Source organism: Shinella sp. CPCC 101442 (assembly GCF_024704725.1).
Taxonomy (GTDB): Bacteria; Pseudomonadota; Alphaproteobacteria; order Rhizobiales; family Rhizobiaceae; genus Shinella.
Genome location: NZ_JALIQS010000022.1, coordinates 1 through 2,500, shown reverse-complemented (window position 1 = coordinate 2,500; position 2,500 = coordinate 1). Strand labels below are relative to the sequence as shown.

The following is a 2,500-nucleotide window of genomic DNA, read 5'->3' as shown; positions in this document are numbered from 1 at the left end:
TTACTGATCCTAACCAAACTCCGAATACCTGGGAGTACTAGTCGGCAGACACACGGCGGGTGCTAACGTCCGTCGTGAAAAGGGCAACAACCCTGACCTCCAGCTAAGGTCCCCAAGTCATGGCTAAGTGGGAAAGGATGTGAGGATCCCAAAACAACCAGGATGTTGGCTTAGAAGCAGCCATCATTTAAAGAAAGCGTAACAGCTCACTGGTCTAAATAAGGGTCTTTGCGCCGAAAATGTAACGGGGCTAAAGCCATGCACCGAAGCTGAGGATACGTCGCAAGACGTGTGGTAGCGGAGCGTTCCGTAAGCCTGTGAAGGGAGACCCGTGAGGGCTCCTGGAGGTATCGGAAGTGCGAATGTTGACATGAGTAACGATAAAGAGGGTGAGAGACCCTCTCGCCGAAAGACCAAGGGTTCCTGCTTAAAGTTAATCTGAGCAGGGTTAGCCGGCCCCTAAGGCGAGGCGGAAACGCGTAGTCGATGGGAACCACGTTAATATTCGTGGGCCTGGTGGTAGTGACGGATTGCGTAACTTGTTCAGACTTATTGGATTGTCTGGGCGGGGAAGCGGTTCCAGGAAATAGCTCCACCGTATAGACCGTACCCGAAACCGACACAGGTGGTCAGGTAGAGAATACCAAGGCGCTTGAGAGAACTCTGCTGAAGGAACTCGGCAAATTGCACGCGTAACTTCGGAAGAAGCGTGACCCCAATGGACGCAAGTCTTTTGGGGTGGCACAGACCAGGGGGTAGCGACTGTTTATCAAAAACACAGGGCTCTGCGAAGTCGCAAGACGACGTATAGGGCCTGACGCCTGCCCGGTGCTGGAAGGTTAAAAGGAGAGGTGCAAGCTTTGAATTGAAGCCCCAGTAAACGGCGGCCGTAACTATAACGGTCCTAAGGTAGCGAAATTCCTTGTCGGGTAAGTTCCGACCTGCACGAATGGCGTAACGACTTCCCCGCTGTCTCCAGCAGAGACTCAGTGAAATTGAATTCCCCGTGAAGATGCGGGGTTCCTGCGGTTAGACGGAAAGACCCCGTGCACCTTTACTATAGCTTTACACTGGCATTCGTGTCGGCATGTGTAGGATAGGTGGTAGGCTTTGAAGCAGGGACGCCAGTTCTTGTGGAGCCATCCTTGAAATACCACCCTTATCGTCATGGATGTCTAACCGCGGCCCGTCATCCGGGTCCGGGACAGTGTATGGTGGGTAGTTTGACTGGGGCGGTCGCCTCCGAAAGAGTAACGGAGGCGCGCGATGGTGGGCTCAGACCGGTCGGAAATCGGTCGTCGAGTGCAATGGCATAAGCCCGCCTGACTGCGAGACTGACAAGTCGAGCAGAGACGAAAGTCGGTCATAGTGATCCGGTGGTCCCGCGTGGAAGGGCCATCGCTCAACGGATAAAAGGTACGCCGGGGATAACAGGCTGATGACCCCCAAGAGTCCATATCGACGGGGTTGTTTGGCACCTCGATGTCGGCTCATCGCATCCTGGGGCTGGAGCAGGTCCCAAGGGTTTGGCTGTTCGCCAATTAAAGCGGTACGTGAGCTGGGTTCAGAACGTCGTGAGACAGTTCGGTCCCTATCTGCCGTGGGTGTAGGAATATTGACAGGATCTGTCCCTAGTACGAGAGGACCGGGATGGACATATCTCTGGTGGACCTGTTGTCGTGCCAACGGCATAGCAGGGTAGCTATATATGGAATGGATAACCGCTGAAGGCATCTAAGCGGGAAACCAACCTGAAAACGAGTATTCCCTTGAGAGCCGTGGAAGACGACCACGTTGATAGGCCGGGTGTGGAAGTGCAGCAATGCATGAAGCTTACCGGTACTAATAGCTCGATTGGCTTGATCGTTCTCATTGTTCATGCTCATCAACCCTCAAAACGAGGGCAAATGACCAAGACGTGTTCATAAAATAAGACAAACGAGGAAGTCTCCTTCCTCTACCAGCTTCTCATCACATTGCCCTTAGCCGACCTGGTGGTTATGGCGGGGTGGCCGCACCCGTTCCCATTCCGAACACGGCCGTGAAACGCCCCAGCGCCAATGGTACTTCGTCTTAAGACGCGGGAGAGTAGGTCGCTGCCAGGTCTGCTAAAGGCAATGTGCTTCTCACGAAGCAAAACAATCTTCTCGACACACATTCGGCCCTGCCGAAACCAAAGGGCCGCTCAAAGCGGCCTTTATGCTTTCTAAAACCTCGGATGTGAGGTCTTCGCATCCAACGGTATTTTGCAATAGGCAAAAACCGGACCGGATAAGACGATCTTTGCCTTCGGCAAAAATCGGTCGGTATTTTGCCTTACGGCAAAAACCTGGTAACGCGGGGTGGAGCAGCCCGGTAGCTCGTCAGGCTCATAACCTGAAGGCCGCAGGTTCAAATCCTGCCCCCGCAACCAAATCATACGCCATACCAACAAAGCCCCCTCGTGGGGCTTTCTTGCGTTTTAAGCCTTCAAACACCCCACATCCGATGGCCTATGCTC

Annotated in this window: 1 tRNA gene and 2 rRNA genes (1 of these 3 cut by a window edge); all 3 read left to right on the top strand. The window is 53.7% G+C overall.

Annotated features, from left to right (window positions below):
- Positions 1-1,867 (top strand): 23S ribosomal RNA (locus MUO32_RS29180) (it extends 929 nt beyond the left edge of the window).
- 123 nt (positions 1,868-1,990) lie between these two features.
- Positions 1,991-2,105, top strand: a 5S ribosomal RNA gene (gene rrf, locus MUO32_RS29175).
- A gap of 231 nt (positions 2,106-2,336) precedes the next feature.
- Positions 2,337-2,413: transfer RNA gene (locus MUO32_RS29170), tRNA-Met, on the top strand.
- Positions 2,414-2,500: the final 87 nt, after the last annotated feature.